Genomic DNA, 15,036 nt, shown 5'->3' with positions numbered 1-15,036 from the left:
GTATCCCTTACGCGCCGAGGACTTTGGAGAGCGACTTGGCGAGAATCTGGATGTCGGCATCGAGGGTCGTCTCGGTCGCAGCGACCAGCAGGACATCGTCCATGCCGGCGTCGGGGGCCAGGCGGCTGTAGGGCACGCCAGCCAGGACGTGATGGGCGGCCAACTGATCCACAACCTCGGCCGCGTTCTTGGGCAGGCGCACCGCGAACTCGTTGAAGAAGCGGTCGGTCAGGACTTCGACGCCTGGAATGGCGGCTAGGGCGTCGCGCGTGGCGACGGCCTTTTCGTGGTTCAGCAGGGCCAGTTTGCGCAGGCCCGTCTCGCCGAGCAGGCTCATGTGGATGGTGAAGGCCAGGGTGCACAGGCCCGAGTTGGTGCAGATGTTCGAGGTCGCCTTGTCTCGGCGGATGTGCTGCTCGCGCGTGGACAGGGTCAGGACGAAGCCGCGTTCGCCGTCGGCGTCCACGGTTTCGCCGGTCAGGCGGCCGGGCATCTGGCGGATCAGCTTCTCGCGCGTGGCGAACAGGCCGACATAGGGACCGCCGAAGTTCAGGGCGTTGCCGATCGACTGGCCCTCGGCCGCGACGATGTCGGCGCCCATTTCGCCGGGCGACTTCAACAGGCCCATCGACACGGCCTCGGTGACCACGACGATCAGCAAGGCGCCGGCGGCGTGGGCGGCCTCGGCGATCTTGGTCACGTCGGTGGCCGTGCCGAAGACGTTGGGGGTCTGGACGACGACGCAGGCGGTGTCGGGACCGATCTGGTCGATCACGGCGGCCTCGGCGTCCACGGCGGCGGGCAGGGCCAGGGTTTCGACGCCGACGGCGTGAACCACGGTCTCGGTCGCCTTGATGTAGTGCGGGTGCACGCCGCCCGAGATCACCGCCTTGTTGCGGCGGGTCACGCGGGTAGCCATCAGCACGCCCTCGGCCATGGCGGTCGATCCGTCATAGAGGCTGGCGTTGGCGACCGGCATGCCGGTCAGGTTCGCGACCTGAGTCTGGAACTCGTACAGGTACTGCAGCGTGCCCTGCGCGATTTCCGGCTGGTAGGGGGTGTAGCTGGTCAGGAACTCCGAGCGCTGGATCACGTGGTCCACCGTCGCCGGGACGTGGTGCTTATAGGCCCCTGCGCCGCAGAAGAAGGGCACGGCGCCGGCGGTGGCGTTCTTTGCCGCCATGGCGGACAGGGCGCGCTCGACCTCCAACTCACCCGCGACGCGCGGCAGATCGACGGGGCCGTCCAGACGGGCGGCCTGGGGCACGTCCACGAACAGATCGTCGATGGATTTCGCGCCGATGGCGGCGAGCATCGCCGTGCGGTCGTCGGGCGTCAGGGGGAGGTAACGCATATCCGGTTCCTTGCATCCGTCATCCTCGGGCTTGACCCGAGGACCAGATGTTGTGCGGCTCGTGCGTCGAAGGCTTCGCACGAGTGGTTGATCGTCCGGCCCTCGGGTCAAGCCCGAGGGTGACTGAGTTTAAAGTTAGAGGGTTTTCAGGAAATCGTCGTAGTCCGCCTGGTCCATCAGAGCGTCCAGTTGCGAGGCGTCCGAAACCTTGATCTTGGCGAACCAACCGTCGGCCTCGGCTGCCGAGTTAACGGTTTCCGGGGCGGTCGACAGGGCGTCGTTCGCCTCGACCACTTCGCCCGAGACGGGGGCGTAGACGTCCGACGCCGCCTTGACGCTCTCGACCACGGCGAAGCTGTCGCCCTTCGAGACGGTCTTGCCGACTTCAGGCACTTCGACGAACACCACGTCGCCCAGGGCGTCGGCGGCGTGTTTGGAGATGCCGACGGTGGCGATGTCGCCGTCAAGGCTGACCCACTCGTGATCCTTGGTGAACTTCATGGTCTGATCTCTCAGGCTTTGGGTTTGCGGTAATAGCGTTGGGCCACGAAGGGCATGGCGACGACTTCGGCGGCGGCGGCCTTGCCGCGCACGATGACCTTCAGCGCCGTGCCCAGGGTGGCATGGGCCGGCGGGACGTAGCCCATGGCGATGTTCTTGCCCAAGGTGGGGGAGGGTCCGCCCGAGGTGACCTTGCCGATCACGGCGCCGTCGGCGTCGGCGATCTCGGCGCCTTCACGGGCCGGGGCGCCTTCCTTGACGATCAGGCCGACGCGAACGCGCGAGGGGCCGTCGGACAGTTCCTTGAGGATCCGGTCGGCGCCGGCGAAGTCCCCGCGTTCCTTGCGCGACTTGGACAGGGCGAAGGTCAGGGCGCCTTCGACCGGCGAGGTGGTCGGGTCGATGTCGTGGCCGTGCAGCGGCAGGCCGGCTTCCAGACGCAAGCTGTCGCGGGCGCCAAGGCCGATCGGCTTGACGCGGGCGTCTTCCAGAATGGTGTTCCAGATGCGCTCGGCCTGGTCGGCCGGGACCGAAATCTCATAGCCGTCTTCGCCGGTGTAGCCTGAGCGAGACACATAGCAGTCGGCGCCGAACAGCATCAGACGGGCGCATTCCATGAAGCCCATTTCGGCCAGGATCGGCTCGTGCGCGGCCATGACCTCGGCGGCTTCCGGCCCCTGGATGGCGATCAGCGCGCGGTCCAGCACCGTCAGCTTGGCGTCGCCTTCCAGATTGGCTTCCCAGAAGGCGAAGTCCTCGTCCTTATTGCCGGCGTTGACGACGACGAACAGGCCGTCGTGATCCGGCCGTCCGGCCATCAGGTCGTCGATGATCCCGCCGTCTTTGTTCAGCAGCAGCGAATACTTCTGTTTGCCAGCTTTCAGGATCGCGTAGTCGCCGGGCACGAACCGCTCGAACTGGGCGGTCGCATCCTCGCCGGTGATCTTGCATTGGCCCATATGGGAGACGTCGAAGAGACCCGCGTGTTCCCGCGTCCAGCGGTGCTCAGCCAGAACGCCTTCATACTGGACCGGCATGTCATAGCCGCCGAACCCCACCATGCGGGCGCCCAGCGCGCGGTGCGCGGCGTTCAAAGGCGTGGTCTTCAGGGTCTGGTCGGTCATGGTTCAGGCTTTCACGGTCGCGTGTTGTGGCGGAGCTCCGCCGTCCTCGCGCCCCCGCTGTCCTGAAGCCTGAGAGATTCCGGCGACCAAATCATGTCGCCTTGCTCCGTCGGCGCGCCCGAATGGGCGACTTTCCAGCGTCCGTATGCTTCGCGGTCCGTTTGCCTGAGCGTTTCCGGGGCGGTTGCGCCTTCGGCGTCGAACCCTGTTTCCAGCGCCCGATCTCTCCCGCGAGAGCATGCGACCTAAGGCATCGACTCAAGCGCCAAGTCAAGCGGGCCGGGAACAAGGTTGCGTGCGGCGGGTTGTCGTTCCGGACCCCGAAACCAGACCCAGGAATGCGAAAATGTCCATTATTGACAAGCTGTTCGGCGACGACGACAAGCCGCGCGACACCCCCGCCAAGGCCGACGGCCAGATGCAGAAGGTGTTGGACGAACTGGCGTCTCTCGGCGGCAAGCCGATTGAGACCCTGTCGCCCGAGGAGGCTCGTCAGCAACCGACCCCGACTGACGCGGTGAAATCGCTGTTGCGCAAGGACGGCAAGGACCCCAGCGACGACATGGGCGTCAAAACCAGCGACATCACCATCCCCGGCGCCGCCGGCCCGATCCAGGCGCGCATCTACAAGCCGCATGACCACTCTGAAGACAAGCTGCACCCGGTCGTCGTCTATTTCCACGGCGGCGGCTTCGTGATCGCGGATCTGGACGTCTATGACGGCGGCCCGCGCGGCGTGTCCAAAATGGCCGATGTGATCGTGGTCTCGGTCCATTATCGCCAGGCCCCGGAACACCATTTCCCCGCCGCGCACGACGACGCCCTGGCCGCTTATCGCTGGGTGCTGGAGAATGCGCAGACCTTCCGCGGCGACCCGCAGAAGGTGGCCGTCATGGGCGAAAGCGCAGGCGGCAACCTGGCCATCGGGGTGTCGATGATGGCCCGCGACGCCGGCCTGCCGGCGCCCAAACATCAGGTGCTGGTCTACCCGGTCGCCGGCGTGGACATGAACAATGAGTCCTACGTCGAGAACGCCGACGCCAGACCGCTGAACAAGCCGATGATGAAGTGGTTCGTGAAACACATCTTCGCCAACGAGGCCGATGCTCAGGACCCGCGCATCAATATCGTCGAGAAGGCGAGCCTGTCGGGCCTGCCCTCGACGACGGTGATCTGCGCCGAGATCGATCCGCTGCGCACCGAGGGCGAACTGCTGGCCGAGAAGCTGGAGCAGGCGGGCGTCGATGTGCGTCACAAGACCTTCAACGGCTCGACGCACGAGTTCTTCGGCATGGCGGCGGTCGTGCCGGATGCGGCGGCGGCTCAGACCTTCGCCGCCCACGAACTGAAGCGGGCGTTCGGTACGGCGATCCTGCCGATCTGATCGACAACACTGATGGATAAGGAAGCGCCCCGGTTTCGCCGGGGCGTTTTTGTTGTCGCCTCGGCCTGCCGCCTTGCCCTGGGGCCTGTCCCCCGCCAAAACGGCGCAACGCCCAGAACCGGACTGCTCGCATGACCCGCACACGCCTCGACGCCCATATCGCCGCCCTGGATGCGCCCGAGGGGCTGAAGACGGTTCTGACCGTGGTCGCCGCTACCTGCGCGGACATCAGCAAGGTCGTTGCGGGCGGCGCCCTGGCCGGGGCGCTGGGCGCATCGGGTCAGATCAACGTGCAGGACGAGGAGCAGAAGAAGCTCGACGTCATGACCAACGACATGCTGACCGAGGCCCTGCTGGCCAGCCCGGCCGTCGCCGGCGTCGCGTCGGAAGAGATGGACGAGGTCCAGCCGGCCTCCAATCCGGCCGGCGACTATCTGGTTCTGTTCGACCCGCTGGACGGCTCGTCCAACATCGACATCAATGCGCCCGTCGGCACCATCGTCTCGGTGCTGAAGTCCACGACCGCGACCCCGATAGAGGCCGATTTCATGCAGCCCGGCCGCAATCAGGTCGCCGCCCTCTACGCCGTCTATGGGCCGCAGACCATGCTGGTGCTGACGACCGGCGCGGGCGTGAAAGGATTCACCCTGTCGAACGACGGCGACTGGATCCTGACCCACGACGACATCGCCATTTCGCCGGACACCAGGGAGTTCGCGATCAACATGTCGAACCTGCGCCACTGGGCCGAGCCGGTGCAGACCTATGTCGGCGACCTGCTGAAGGGCGAAGAGGGGCCTCGGGCCAAGAACTTCAACATGCGCTGGGTCGCGGCCATGGTCGCGGATGTTCACCGTATCCTGATGCGCGGCGGGGTCTTCCTCTATCCCTGGGACCGGCGCGAGCCGAACAAGCCGGGCAAGCTGCGCCTAATGTACGAAGGCAATCCCATGGCCTTCCTGGTCGAACAAGCCGGCGGCAAGGCGACGACGGACGGACGCCAGGCCATTCTGGACGTGCAGCCCGAGCATCTGCACCAGCGCATCCCCGTCGCGCTCGGTTCGGCCAACGAGATCGACGCCTACGTAGGCGTCTGATGAGCGACGCCCTTCTGGTCATCGATCCGCAGAACGACTTCTGTGAAGGCGGCCGTCTGGCGGTGGCGGGCGGCGCGGGGATCATGCCGCTGATCAACCGGCTGGCGGCTCGGTTCGACCGGGTGATCGTGACCCAGGACTGGCATACGCCGGACCAGATTTCTTTCGCCTCCAATCACCCCGGCGCTGCGCCCTTTGCCGAGATCGAGGTCGCCTACGGTCGCCAGATGCTGTGGCCGGATCATTGTCTTCAGGGCACGCCTGGCGCCGACTTTCATCCTGATGCAGCGCCGACGGTCGAGAAGGCCATGGCCGTGATCCGCAAGGGTTATAATCCGGCGGTCGACAGCTATTCCGGCTTTTTCGAGAACGATCGCCGCACCCCGACGGGGCTGGCCGGCCTGTTGCGTGAACTGGGCGTGACGCGCGTTTTTCTGTGCGGTCTGGCCTTCGACTACTGCGTCCGTTTCACGGCCCAGGACGCGGTTCGCGAGGGGATCGAAGCAATGGTGATCGCCGACGCCAGCCGGGCCATCGCGCCGCAAACCGAGGCGGCGGCCCAAGACAGTTTCCGGGCCTTGGGCGTGGCTGAGATCGCGGCCGCGTCCCTGCTGAGCTAGGTGTGCCTCACTCCCAGAAATCCTCGGCCTCGGGGATGCGGGTGAAGGCGATCTTGGCGCCGATATAGTCGGGCAGGCCGGCCTTGGGGCCGATGCTGACGGTGTCCTTGCCGTAGCGGCGGTTCAGCGCATCCAGCGCCTGGGACAGGCGAAGAGACGGGGCGTCGCCGTCCTGATCCGGACCGGCGGCGAACAGGTCCGTCTCGAAATCGTCGCGGGATTTCAGGCCGTGCACCCCGACCCCGACATAGCTCAGGCGTCCCGCCTCCAACTCCGGCTCGACCTTGCGCCACAGACTGTCGAGCGCCGCCAGCAGGGCGAAGGTGTCCTGCGTCGGCGCGATGGGGCAACTCATCGCCGCCGTTTCCCAGCCGCGACGACCGCTTCGGGGCGTCGCCTTCGGCCCCATGTCCAAATGCAGGGTCAGGCTGGCGCCGGTCAGGCCCATGCGCCGCAGACGCGCCCCGCACTTGACCACCAGCCGCCGCGCCACGGCCCGCGCCTTGTCCGGGGTCCGCATGGCCTGGGCCAGAACGTGGCTGTGGCTGATCGAGGCGGGCGGTTTTTCCGGGGTCGGCTCGCTGTCCAGACCGTGCAGTCCGCGCCAGATGCGTTCGCCCTCGATGCTGTTCCAGACCGCCCGGGCCTGTTTCGCGCTCATGTTCCAAAGGCCGGCCGTGTCGGTGACGCCCGCCGCTTGCAACCGGATCTGCATGCGCGAGCCGATGCCCGGATATTTCGACAGCGGCAGGTCCAGCAAGGGGCCGGGCAGTTCGTTGGCGCGCAGCACCGTCAACCCGGCGGGCTTCTGCATGCCGCAGGCGGTCTTGGCCAGGAACCGCGACGGCGCCAGCCCGACGGACGACCGCAGACAATCGCCGACGTTTTGCAGGATGCCCGCCTGAATGCGTCGGGCCAGGGCGACGGCGTTCGCCTCTAGCCGTTCTGGACCCAGCAACTCGCACGAACATTCGTCGATCGAGCCGACCTTCCACACCGGCACATGGCGGTCGATCTCGGCCATGATCTGCTGATGGATTTTGACGTAGAGGTCGGGGCGCGCCTCAGCGACGATCAGGTCGGGGCACAGTTTGCGCGCCTCGGACACCCGCATCCCGGTCTGAACCCCCCAGGCCTTGCTCTCATAGCTGGCGGCGATGGCGCCGGTGTATTCGCTTGTCGCCGGCCGCACGATGACCGGCTTGCCCCGCCAGTCCGGGTTCATCTGCTGTTCGACGCTGGCGAAGAAGGCGTTCAGATCGACGAACAGCCAGCGGAGGTTCGCGCTGTCTTCCACCGGTGATCCTGTCCGCTCCATCAGCGGAACATATCAGGAACACGAAGTGATCTAAAGGGCGTCGATCACCAGATAACCAGGCTTACGAAGAATGCAGCGAGGAGGGCGGCGGCCAGAACAAAAGCCACCCGCGCGACTTTGACGCAATGCGTTATGAAGCGGCTCTTATAGTGACGGTGTGCGTCGGAAAAGATCGTCCTGAACGACGGCCCTATGCCGAAGTAAAAGACATTTTTCGAGAAGTCGTAGAAATCCGGGGTCTTCCGGGGAACGAGCCCGTTTCGCCTTCTGTGGTCGGCCGCGAAATGCGCGCCCATGCTGCTGATCATGCCTGCCGCCAAACTGAACCAGCCAGCGATGGCCAGAGCGGCTTGAGCGGTATTCATCGCTTCGCGTAGGCATCAACCTCGGCCAGGTAGGCCGCCTTCTCCGCCTCGCCCAGGAACGAGCCTTCGAAACTGTTCTTCGCCAGTTGCGTCACCTGATCGCGTGTCAGGCCGACGGCCTCAGCCAGCCGGCTGTAGTTATCGTTTACATATCCCCCGAAATAGGACGGGTCGTCGGAGTTCAGGGTGACGTGCAGGCCCCGCCGCAGCATCTCGGGGACGGGATGGTCCTTCAGGTCATCGACCACGCACAGTTTCAGGTTCGACAGAGGGCAGACGGTCAGGGTCATCTGCTCGGCGACCAGCCGCTGGACCAGGGCCTCGTCCTCCATGGAGCGATTGCCGTGGTCCATCCGGTCGATGTTCAGCAGGTCCAGCGCCTCATGCACATAGGCGGGCGGCCCCTCCTCGCCCGCGTGGGCGCACAGTTTCAGGCCCAGCTCACGCGCGGCGGCGAAGACGCGCTGGAACTTGGACGGCGGATGGCCGACCTCCGACGAATCCAGCCCCACGCCGATGAAATGATGCAGATAGGGCTTGGCCGCCTCCAGGGTGGCGAAGGCCTCCTCCTCGGTAAGATGGCGCAGGAAGCTGAGGATCAGGCCGCTGGAGACGCCCAGTTCCGCCTTGGCCCGGTCCATGCCTGCGATCAGACCCTCGACCACCACGCCGAACGGCACGCCGCGGTCCGTGTGGGTCTGGGGGTCGAAGAAGATTTCGGCATGGCGCACATTATCGGCCGCCGCGCGCTGGAAATAGGCGAAGGCCAGATCCTCGAAATCCTGTCGCGTCAGCAGGACGGCGGCGCCCGCGTAATAGATGTCCAGGAAGTCCTGCAGGTTCGAGAAATCATAGGCCGCCCGCACCGCCTCGACGCTGTCGTAGGGAATGGACACGCCGTTGCGCTGCGCCAGTTCGAACATCAGCTCGGGCTCCAGCGAGCCCTCGATGTGCAGGTGCAGTTCGGCCTTGGGCAGGCCGGCGATGTAGGCGTCGAGATTAGACATGAGGAGCGGCTCCGTAACGGCCGCTAGCCTAAAGGATCAGGTTCGAGGCGTCATCCGAAACGGCGATCCTCCCCCGCATGGTGGGGGAGGGGGACCATGCGCATCATGGTGGAGGGGCGAAAACAGGCTCGGTTCTGACCGGCGGGCGGCGGGGCGTATCCGCCCCCTCCACCGCTTCGCGGTCCCCCTCCCCCGTGAACGGGGGAGGATCGAGACCTGCTTACATCCGCTCCGGCGTGTCGATGCCCAGCAGATTCAACGCGATTTCAAGCTGGCGCAGAGCCGCGGCAGACAGGGCCAGACGCGAGCGTTTGGTCGCTTCGTCCGGCGCGACCAGCACGGGGCAGGCGGCGTAGAACTTCGAGAAGGACTGCGCCACGCGATAGGCGTGTTCGGCGACCAGATGCGGCATTCGCTTGTCGTAGGCGTCCGACACAGCCGTCGAGAAGGCGTCCAGCGTCAGGGCCAGGTCACGTTCGGCCGGTTCGGTGATGACGATGGCGCCGGGAGTCAGTTCCTGTTCGGCGCCCTTGCGCAACAGGGATTTGATGCGGACCGACTGATACAGCAGATAGGGGCCGGTCTTACCCTCGAAGCTCATGAAGCGATCGAGATCGAAGACGTAGCTGGTCGTGCGCGCGTTCGACAGGTCGGCGAACTTCAGGGCGGCGATGGCCACCTTGTGCGCGATGGCCTCGAACTCTTCCGGCGACAGGTCGTCGCCCAGCTTGGCCTCGTGCAGGCGCTCGCGCGCCTTTTCGGTCGCCTGATCGATCAGGTCGCGCAGTTTCAGAACCCCGCCGGCGCGGGTCTTGAAAGGCTTGCCGTCCTGTCCGTTCATCGTGCCGAAGCCGAGATGCTCCAGCGCGCCCTCTTCGGCGTAACCGGCCAGATATGCGGCGCGGAAGACCTGCTCGAAATGCTCGGCCTGACGTTCGTCAACGACATAGAGGGCGAGATCGGGCGACAGGGCCTTCTTGCGGTCGAGGATGGTGGCCAGGTCGGTGGTGCCGTACATGGCCGAGCCTTCCGAGCTGATGACCAGCAGGGGCGGGGGAGACGGGGCCTCGATCACCGAGCCGTCGGCCAACTTCTTCTTGCGCGTCTCGCCGGGCTTGGCGACGTGCACCACCTGGGCGCCGTCGTCCTCGACCAGCAGGCCGGTCTCTTTCAGGTGCGCCAGCATTTCCGGCATCTGCGGATCAGCGTCGCTCTCGCCGTTCCACAGGTCGAAATCGACCGACAGGTCGCCGTATTCGCGCTTCAGCGCCTCGCGGCTGACCGCCACGAAATGCTGCCACAGCGCGCGGTAGCCGGGACGTCCGTTCTGAAGCTCCGCCGTCGCCTTGCGAGCGCGGTCGCGGAAGGCCGGATCCTCCTTGGCCTTGCCGGCGGCCTGTGGATAGAGGCGGTCCAGATCGGCGAGCGTGACCGGGCTTTCGGCCGGGAAGGGGCCGTCGCCTTCGGCCATGAAGGCCTCGGCCAGGCCCTCGTCGCCGCAGGCGACGATCAGCAGGCCCATCTGGAAGCCCCAGTCGCCGAAGTGGGCGTCGCCGGTGACGTGGTCGCCGCGGAAGCGGAACAACCGCTTCAGGCTCTCGCCGATGATGGCGCTGCGCAAATGGCCGACGTGCATCGGCTTGGCGACGTTGGGACCGCCGTAGTCGATGACCACCTGGCCCGGTGCGGCCACAGTCGCGGCGCCCGCGTGGTCTGCGTCGTTCGCCACCTCGGTCGCCCGTTCGGCCAGCAGCGCGTCGGAGAGCTTCAGATTGATGAAGCCGGGTCCCGCCACCTCGACCGAGGCGAAGCGCACGTCCGCGCTCAGCCGCTCGGCGATCTTGCCGGCCAGTTCGCGCGGATTGGCCTTCAGCGCCTTGGCGGCGGCGAGCGCGCCATTGGACTGGAAATCGGCCAGGTCGGGGCGGTCCGACGGGGTAACGCGGGCCAGGGCCGGGTCCACGCCTTCGGCGGCGAAGGCGGCGGCGACCGCTTCGCTGAGGACGGTCTTCAGATCAGACATTATTGGCTCGGTGCGGAGGCAGGCGCGGGGGCGGCCGGCGTTGTGCCGGCGTTGACGCGGAAGCGGCTGCCCGAGCGATTGAACTCGGCCATTTCAGGCGTCACGTCGAAACCGACCAGGATTTCGAAGTTGCTGCCGCTGGTTTCGATGCCGGCGCGCGGAATGACGATGGTGCGCTTTTCAGTGACTGAGGCGGTGCGCTGGCCCTCGAAGTTCACCGGCAGGTCGAAATATTCCTTGGACAGGATGGCGTTGTTCCGCTCGGTCACCGCAATCCAGTAGCGGTAGGTGCGCTGTTCGCCCGCCGCCTGCGGACCACGGCCCAGGTTGAACAGCACGTCCATGTCGACGCGAATCGGATCGGCCTCGCGATATTCGCAGTCCGAGGCGATGCCCTCGATCTCGCCGGTGTAGCCGACATTGGCCACGGCGGCGCGGCCGCCCTCCAGTTCGACGTAGCGAGCGGCGTCGTAGAGAATCTTCACATAGGGGCAGGGGCCGGCGTTGGCGCGGCGACGCAGGGGCGCGATGCGCGGCGCGCGCGACGGCGCGGCGTCTTCACCCGAGGCCTGCTGCTGTTGCCCGCTGCGCTCGCGTTGACGCTGGGAGGTCTGGGCCTCGGCGGCGACGGGCAGGACGGAGGCCGCGATGGAGAGGGCGGCCAGGGCGGTGAACACGCGACGCATCAGCTTATTTTTCCGACAGCGAGAGAGGGCGCACGACGATCGGCGGCCGATCATCAACGCTCGCCGCTGATAGCGGCTAAAGCGAGGCGCGGCAAACGCTTGCTGGCCTCAGCGCTCCATCACCAGGCAGGTCGAGGTCGCGGTCGCATAGAGCTTGCCGTCCAGCCCGCGCAGATCGGCCTCAGAGAAGGCCGCGCGGCGACCGGCCTGAACGATACGCCCCTCGGCCCGAACGGGCGTGCCGGCGGTCAGCGCCTTGTGAAAAACCGTCTTCAGTTCCAGCGTCGTATAGGTCTGGCCCGGCCGAAGCGTGGAATGCACGACGCAGCCGCAGGCCGAGTCGAGCACCGTCGCGATCCAGCCGCCATGGACGGTGCCCAAGGGATTATAGACTGCGGTGGTGGGGATGGCCTCGAACGCCACCCGGCCTTCTTCCACTTCGGTCAGTTCGAAACCGACGGTGCGGGCGATGGGGGCGATGAAGCCGCCCGTCATGCCCAGACGCAGTTGGTCGATCCCGGATAGGGCGGCGATATCGACGGTTTCGGTCATGCAAACGGCTCCTGATCAGGTCCGTTTACAATAAGGACGGACGCCGCCGTGGCAAGCGTCCGTCGTAGCGGTCCTTAAAGGCCCGGCAGTTTGAAGCCGTTGCTGCGACGCGGCTGGATCGTGATGGCCTGCTGGCCGCCGGTCAGAGCCTGAAGACGCGCGGCCTCGGTCGAGGCGTCGATGGTCTTCTGGCCTTCTGCGGTCTGGCGGACCGTCGGGGCTTGGGTCGAGGCGTCGTCCTTGCGCCAGAACATCAGGCGGTTGGCGAAGCTTTCGTCCTTGTGCGCCAGATCGCCGAACTCATCGTCCACGACATAGCGGGCCAGCGGGTCGGCCTGTTCGCCGCCGGCCTGGGCCACCAGGACCTGTTCGCCCGGCGTGCGGGTGACGGCCTGACGCTGACCCAAAAGGATCTGACGCGCGGCGCTTTCGGGGGCCAGTTCCTGCGGGCGCGGCTGGCCCGGCGCGGGTGGACGCAGGCCGTATTCCGGCGGAATGCTGAGCGGGGCGGTCGAGACGGTGACGAACTCATCCGGCACGACCTTGGTCAGGCCGATGCCCTGTTTGATGCTGCCGCAGGCCGAGACGGCGAGCGCGGAGGAGGCGACAAGGGTCAGGACGGCGACACTGCGGATACGCATGGTTTCAGGCTCTGGTCGGCTGATGCAGGAAGCGCCGCGATGGCGCAGTCGGCATAGTGAAGACGGGGTGATTACGACTTTTCGGGGGCCGCGCCAACCTCGGAGCCTGATCGGTCGAGGGGGCGATCCCGCCAAGGCCGTGAATCAGGCTCGAAAGCGTCGAAAGCCGTCAGGCTTTCACGGGTTTGTCAGACACCAGACTGTCGATGATCAGCAGCACGACGCCGATGGTGATGGCGCTGTCGGCGACGTTGAATACCCAGGGAAAGACGCCGGTGCCGGAGAAGTCGATGAAGTCGACCACATAGCCGAAGCGGATCCGGTCGATCACATTGCCCAGCGCCCCGCCCATGACGAAACCGATTGCGGTGATCAGCAGGCGTCGGTTCGATTGCGTCGCCCACCAGGCTAGGCCGGCCGAGACGACGATGGAGAAGATGGCCAGGCCCCAGCGCGCTTCGCCGCCGCCGAACAGGCCGAAGCTGACGCCGGTGTTTTCGACCCAGCTGAAGTTCAAGATCGGCGGGAAGACGGGGATGCGCCCGACTTCCTGCAGCGACAGGCCGCTGATGATCCAGGCCTTGGTCAGCTGATCCAGGACGATGATCAGGAGGGCGAACACATAGGCGGTGACGGCGAGGCGCGTGATCTTCATGCGGCGCCGTTAGCAGGAAGCGGCGCCGGGGCGAAGCGGAAAACGCGGATCATATCTGTCGCCGTCAGAACAGACTGCCCTGATCGGCGGCGGACGGCTTCGGCTTGGCCGCCGGACGCGGCGGGGACGGACGGGGTTCGCCGCCGTCGATCGTCGCCGGCTGAACGCCATCGCCGAACACTAGCTTGACGGCCTGACCCGCCTCCAGCGCCTTGGCCGAGGTGATCCAGGCGCCGTCTGAATCTTCCACGCGGGCGAAGCCGGGCTTGGGACGTCCGGGGTCCAGCGTCGTCAGCGCCCGTGACAGCGCCGCCAGGCGATCGGTTTCGCGCTCCAGCCGGCGCGGCATGCCCCCGTCCAGCCGCGCGCCGACGGCTTCAAGCCGCGCCTGACGCTGATCCAGCCGTCGATGCAGCGGTTCGGGCGACAGCCGCCCAGAGACCTGCAACAACCGCCGTTCGCCGCGCGCCACGCCCGCCTGAAGCGCGGCACCCAGGCGGTCACCCGCGCCGCGCAGCCGATCCTGACCTCGCTCGATCCGCGTGCGCAGCAGGGCCGGGCTCAGCTTGCCGCCGGTCACCGCCAGATGCCGCTCGTGCAGGGCCACATTGCGTTGCAGGCCCGATCCCAGCCGGCTCGACACATGGTCCAGCCTTTGCTGCGCCAGAGCCAGCAGGTCCTCCGGCCGCGCCGGCAGGCCGCGCGCCACGGCCCGCAGGCGCGTGCGTCGATCCTCGATCAGCCGCCCGCCCGCCTGCACCATGCGCCGGTCCATGTCCGTGACGGCGTAGCGCAGGTCCGCCAGCACCGGCGTCGCCATTTCGGCGGCGCCCGTCGGGGTCGGCGCCCGGCGATCCGAGACGAAGTCGATCAGGGTGGTGTCGGTCTCGTGCCCCACGGCCGAGATGATCGGAATGCGCGCCGCCGCCACGGTTCGCGCCAGGCCTTCGTCGTTGAAGCACCACAGGTCCTCGACCGACCCGCCGCCGCGCGCGACGATCAGCAGGTCCGGGCGGGGGATCGGCCCGTCGGCGGTCATCGCATCAAAGCCGCGAATGGCGTTCGACACCTGCCCGCAGGCCGAATCGCCCTGAACGACCACAGGCCAGACCATGACGCGACAGGGCCAGCGTTCGGCAATCCGGTGCAGCACGTCGCGGATCACCGCGCCGGTCGGGCTGGTGATCACGCCAATGGTCGCGGGAAAGGCGGGCAGGGGCTTCTTGCGACCCGGCTCGAACAGCCCTTCCTCACGCAGGCGGATCTTCAGCCGCTCCAAGTGGGCCAGCAAGGCGCCGGCGCCGGCCGCCTCCATGCTCTCGATCACGATCTGATAGGACGACCGCGCCGGATAGGAGGTGATCTTGCCGGTGACGATGACCTCAAGCCCCGCCTCGGGCTGGACGCCCAGGCCGCGCACCGACCCCTTCCACACCACGCCGTCGATGGCCGACTTGTCGTCCTTCAGCGTCAGATAGATGTGGCCCGAGGCGTGGCGGTTGACCTTGGAGACCTCGCCGCGCAGCCGCACGTGGCCGAACCGGTCTTCCAGCGTGCGCTTTAGCGCGAACGACAGTTCCGAGATCGACAGGGGCGGATTGTTGTCGCGCGGGGCAGGGACCTCGGCCGGGCCTTCGAATACGTAGGAGTCGTCGCTCATTGGCCCACCCTAGCCTGCGTCGATCCGCCCGGGAACGCTGCGCGCGCCC

At 66.7% G+C, this 15,036-nt stretch carries 15 protein-coding genes and 2 riboswitches; of the genes, 3 read left to right on the top strand and 12 right to left on the bottom strand.

Annotated features, from left to right (window positions below):
- Nucleotides 1-7: 7 nt before the first annotated feature.
- From gcvPA to gcvT, 3 genes are all read right to left on the bottom strand, one after another.
- Nucleotides 8-1,354: an aminomethyl-transferring glycine dehydrogenase subunit GcvPA gene (gene gcvPA / locus ABIC32_RS01220; protein WP_295245494.1), complete on the bottom strand. Its 1,347-nt coding sequence runs from the start codon at nucleotides 1,352-1,354 to the stop codon at nucleotides 8-10.
- Between the two features lie 135 nt (nucleotides 1,355-1,489).
- Nucleotides 1,490-1,855 (bottom strand): glycine cleavage system protein GcvH, encoded by a 366-nt coding sequence (gene gcvH / locus ABIC32_RS01215; RefSeq protein WP_354071772.1) that lies wholly within the window; start codon nucleotides 1,853-1,855, stop codon nucleotides 1,490-1,492.
- Nucleotides 1,856-1,866: 11 nt separating this feature from the next.
- A complete protein-coding gene (gene gcvT / locus ABIC32_RS01210; protein ID WP_354071770.1) occupies nucleotides 1,867-2,979 on the bottom strand; it encodes a glycine cleavage system aminomethyltransferase GcvT in 1,113 nt (370 codons plus the stop codon).
- 55 nt (nucleotides 2,980-3,034) lie between these two features.
- A riboswitch (glycine riboswitch) is annotated at nucleotides 3,035-3,119 on the bottom strand.
- A gap of 3 nt (nucleotides 3,120-3,122) precedes the next feature.
- Nucleotides 3,123-3,220, bottom strand: a riboswitch (glycine riboswitch).
- Nucleotides 3,221-3,325: 105 nt separating this feature from the next.
- Here gcvT and ABIC32_RS01205 point away from each other — a divergent pair.
- From ABIC32_RS01205 to ABIC32_RS01195, 3 genes are all read left to right on the top strand, one after another.
- A complete protein-coding gene (locus ABIC32_RS01205; protein WP_354071768.1) occupies nucleotides 3,326-4,363 on the top strand; it encodes an alpha/beta hydrolase in 1,038 nt (345 codons plus the stop codon).
- Between the two features lie 131 nt (nucleotides 4,364-4,494).
- Nucleotides 4,495-5,460, top strand: a complete 966-nt coding sequence (locus ABIC32_RS01200; protein WP_354071766.1) for a class 1 fructose-bisphosphatase — start codon at nucleotides 4,495-4,497, stop codon at nucleotides 5,458-5,460.
- Nucleotides 5,460-6,080: a nicotinamidase gene (locus tag ABIC32_RS01195; protein WP_354071764.1), complete on the top strand. Its 621-nt coding sequence runs from the start codon at nucleotides 5,460-5,462 to the stop codon at nucleotides 6,078-6,080. The genes ABIC32_RS01200 and ABIC32_RS01195 overlap by 1 nt, the downstream gene beginning before the upstream one ends.
- Before the next feature lie 7 nt (nucleotides 6,081-6,087).
- Here ABIC32_RS01195 and ABIC32_RS01190 read toward each other — a convergent pair whose 3' ends face one another.
- From ABIC32_RS01190 to xseA, 9 genes are all read right to left on the bottom strand, one after another.
- A complete protein-coding gene (locus tag ABIC32_RS01190) occupies nucleotides 6,088-7,377 on the bottom strand; it encodes a Y-family DNA polymerase (protein ID WP_354071762.1) in 1,290 nt (429 codons plus the stop codon).
- A 65-nt stretch (nucleotides 7,378-7,442) separates the two neighbouring features.
- Complete coding sequence (locus tag ABIC32_RS01185; RefSeq protein ID WP_354071760.1) at nucleotides 7,443-7,763, bottom strand: hypothetical protein; 321 nt, start codon at nucleotides 7,761-7,763, stop codon at nucleotides 7,443-7,445.
- On the bottom strand, nucleotides 7,760-8,770 hold the full coding sequence (locus ABIC32_RS01180; protein ID WP_354071758.1) for an adenosine deaminase: 1,011 nt from the start codon (nucleotides 8,768-8,770) through the stop codon (nucleotides 7,760-7,762). The genes ABIC32_RS01185 and ABIC32_RS01180 overlap by 4 nt, the downstream gene beginning before the upstream one ends.
- Nucleotides 8,771-8,990: 220 nt before the next feature.
- Complete coding sequence (gene argS / locus ABIC32_RS01175; protein ID WP_354071756.1) at nucleotides 8,991-10,793, bottom strand: arginine--tRNA ligase; 1,803 nt, start codon at nucleotides 10,791-10,793, stop codon at nucleotides 8,991-8,993.
- Nucleotides 10,793-11,479, bottom strand: a complete 687-nt coding sequence (locus ABIC32_RS01170; protein WP_295226189.1) for a Tat pathway signal sequence domain protein — start codon at nucleotides 11,477-11,479, stop codon at nucleotides 10,793-10,795. The genes argS and ABIC32_RS01170 overlap by 1 nt, the downstream gene beginning before the upstream one ends.
- A 108-nt stretch (nucleotides 11,480-11,587) precedes the next feature.
- Nucleotides 11,588-12,031: a PaaI family thioesterase gene (locus ABIC32_RS01165; RefSeq protein WP_354071754.1), complete on the bottom strand. Its 444-nt coding sequence runs from the start codon at nucleotides 12,029-12,031 to the stop codon at nucleotides 11,588-11,590.
- 74 nt (nucleotides 12,032-12,105) lie between these two features.
- Nucleotides 12,106-12,672: a DUF3035 domain-containing protein gene (locus tag ABIC32_RS01160; protein ID WP_153922976.1), complete on the bottom strand. Its 567-nt coding sequence runs from the start codon at nucleotides 12,670-12,672 to the stop codon at nucleotides 12,106-12,108.
- A gap of 169 nt (nucleotides 12,673-12,841) precedes the next feature.
- Nucleotides 12,842-13,327, bottom strand: coding sequence for a signal peptidase II (gene lspA, locus ABIC32_RS01155; protein ID WP_284877903.1), 486 nt, complete (start codon nucleotides 13,325-13,327; stop codon nucleotides 12,842-12,844).
- A 64-nt stretch (nucleotides 13,328-13,391) separates the two neighbouring features.
- Nucleotides 13,392-14,987: an exodeoxyribonuclease VII large subunit gene (gene xseA / locus ABIC32_RS01150; protein ID WP_354071751.1), complete on the bottom strand. Its 1,596-nt coding sequence runs from the start codon at nucleotides 14,985-14,987 to the stop codon at nucleotides 13,392-13,394.
- Nucleotides 14,988-15,036 lie beyond the last annotated feature (49 nt).

Origin of the sequence: Brevundimonas sp. 1080, from assembly GCF_040545985.1 — a bacterium.
In the GTDB taxonomy this organism is placed as follows: Bacteria; Pseudomonadota; Alphaproteobacteria; order Caulobacterales; family Caulobacteraceae; genus Brevundimonas.
The sequence above is the reverse complement of the archived record's forward strand: the minus strand, read 5'-3'. Positions and strand labels throughout refer to the sequence as shown.

Excerpts from the sequence above, each read along its gene's own strand:
- ABIC32_RS01195 (WP_354071764.1), top strand. The coding sequence starts at position 5,460 with ATGAGCGACGCCCTTCTGGTCATCGATCCGCAGAACGACTTCTGTGAA.
- gcvPA (WP_295245494.1), bottom strand. The coding sequence starts at position 1,354 with ATGCGTTACCTCCCCCTGACGCCCGACGACCGCACGGCGATGCTCGCC.
- gcvT (WP_354071770.1), bottom strand. The coding sequence starts at position 2,979 with ATGACCGACCAGACCCTGAAGACCACGCCTTTGAACGCCGCGCACCGC.
- xseA (WP_354071751.1), bottom strand. The coding sequence starts at position 14,987 with ATGAGCGACGACTCCTACGTATTCGAAGGCCCGGCCGAGGTCCCTGCC.
- ABIC32_RS01180 (WP_354071758.1), bottom strand. The coding sequence starts at position 8,770 with ATGTCTAATCTCGACGCCTACATCGCCGGCCTGCCCAAGGCCGAACTG.
- argS (WP_354071756.1), bottom strand. The coding sequence starts at position 10,793 with ATGTCTGATCTGAAGACCGTCCTCAGCGAAGCGGTCGCCGCCGCCTTC.
- ABIC32_RS01160 (WP_153922976.1), bottom strand. The coding sequence starts at position 12,672 with ATGCGTATCCGCAGTGTCGCCGTCCTGACCCTTGTCGCCTCCTCCGCG.
- gcvH (WP_354071772.1), bottom strand. The coding sequence starts at position 1,855 with ATGAAGTTCACCAAGGATCACGAGTGGGTCAGCCTTGACGGCGACATC.
- ABIC32_RS01200 (WP_354071766.1), top strand. The coding sequence starts at position 4,495 with ATGACCCGCACACGCCTCGACGCCCATATCGCCGCCCTGGATGCGCCC.
- lspA (WP_284877903.1), bottom strand. The coding sequence starts at position 13,327 with ATGAAGATCACGCGCCTCGCCGTCACCGCCTATGTGTTCGCCCTCCTG.
- ABIC32_RS01170 (WP_295226189.1), bottom strand. The coding sequence starts at position 11,479 with ATGCGTCGCGTGTTCACCGCCCTGGCCGCCCTCTCCATCGCGGCCTCC.
- ABIC32_RS01185 (WP_354071760.1), bottom strand. The coding sequence starts at position 7,763 with ATGAATACCGCTCAAGCCGCTCTGGCCATCGCTGGCTGGTTCAGTTTG.
- ABIC32_RS01205 (WP_354071768.1), top strand. The coding sequence starts at position 3,326 with ATGTCCATTATTGACAAGCTGTTCGGCGACGACGACAAGCCGCGCGAC.
- ABIC32_RS01165 (WP_354071754.1), bottom strand. The coding sequence starts at position 12,031 with ATGACCGAAACCGTCGATATCGCCGCCCTATCCGGGATCGACCAACTG.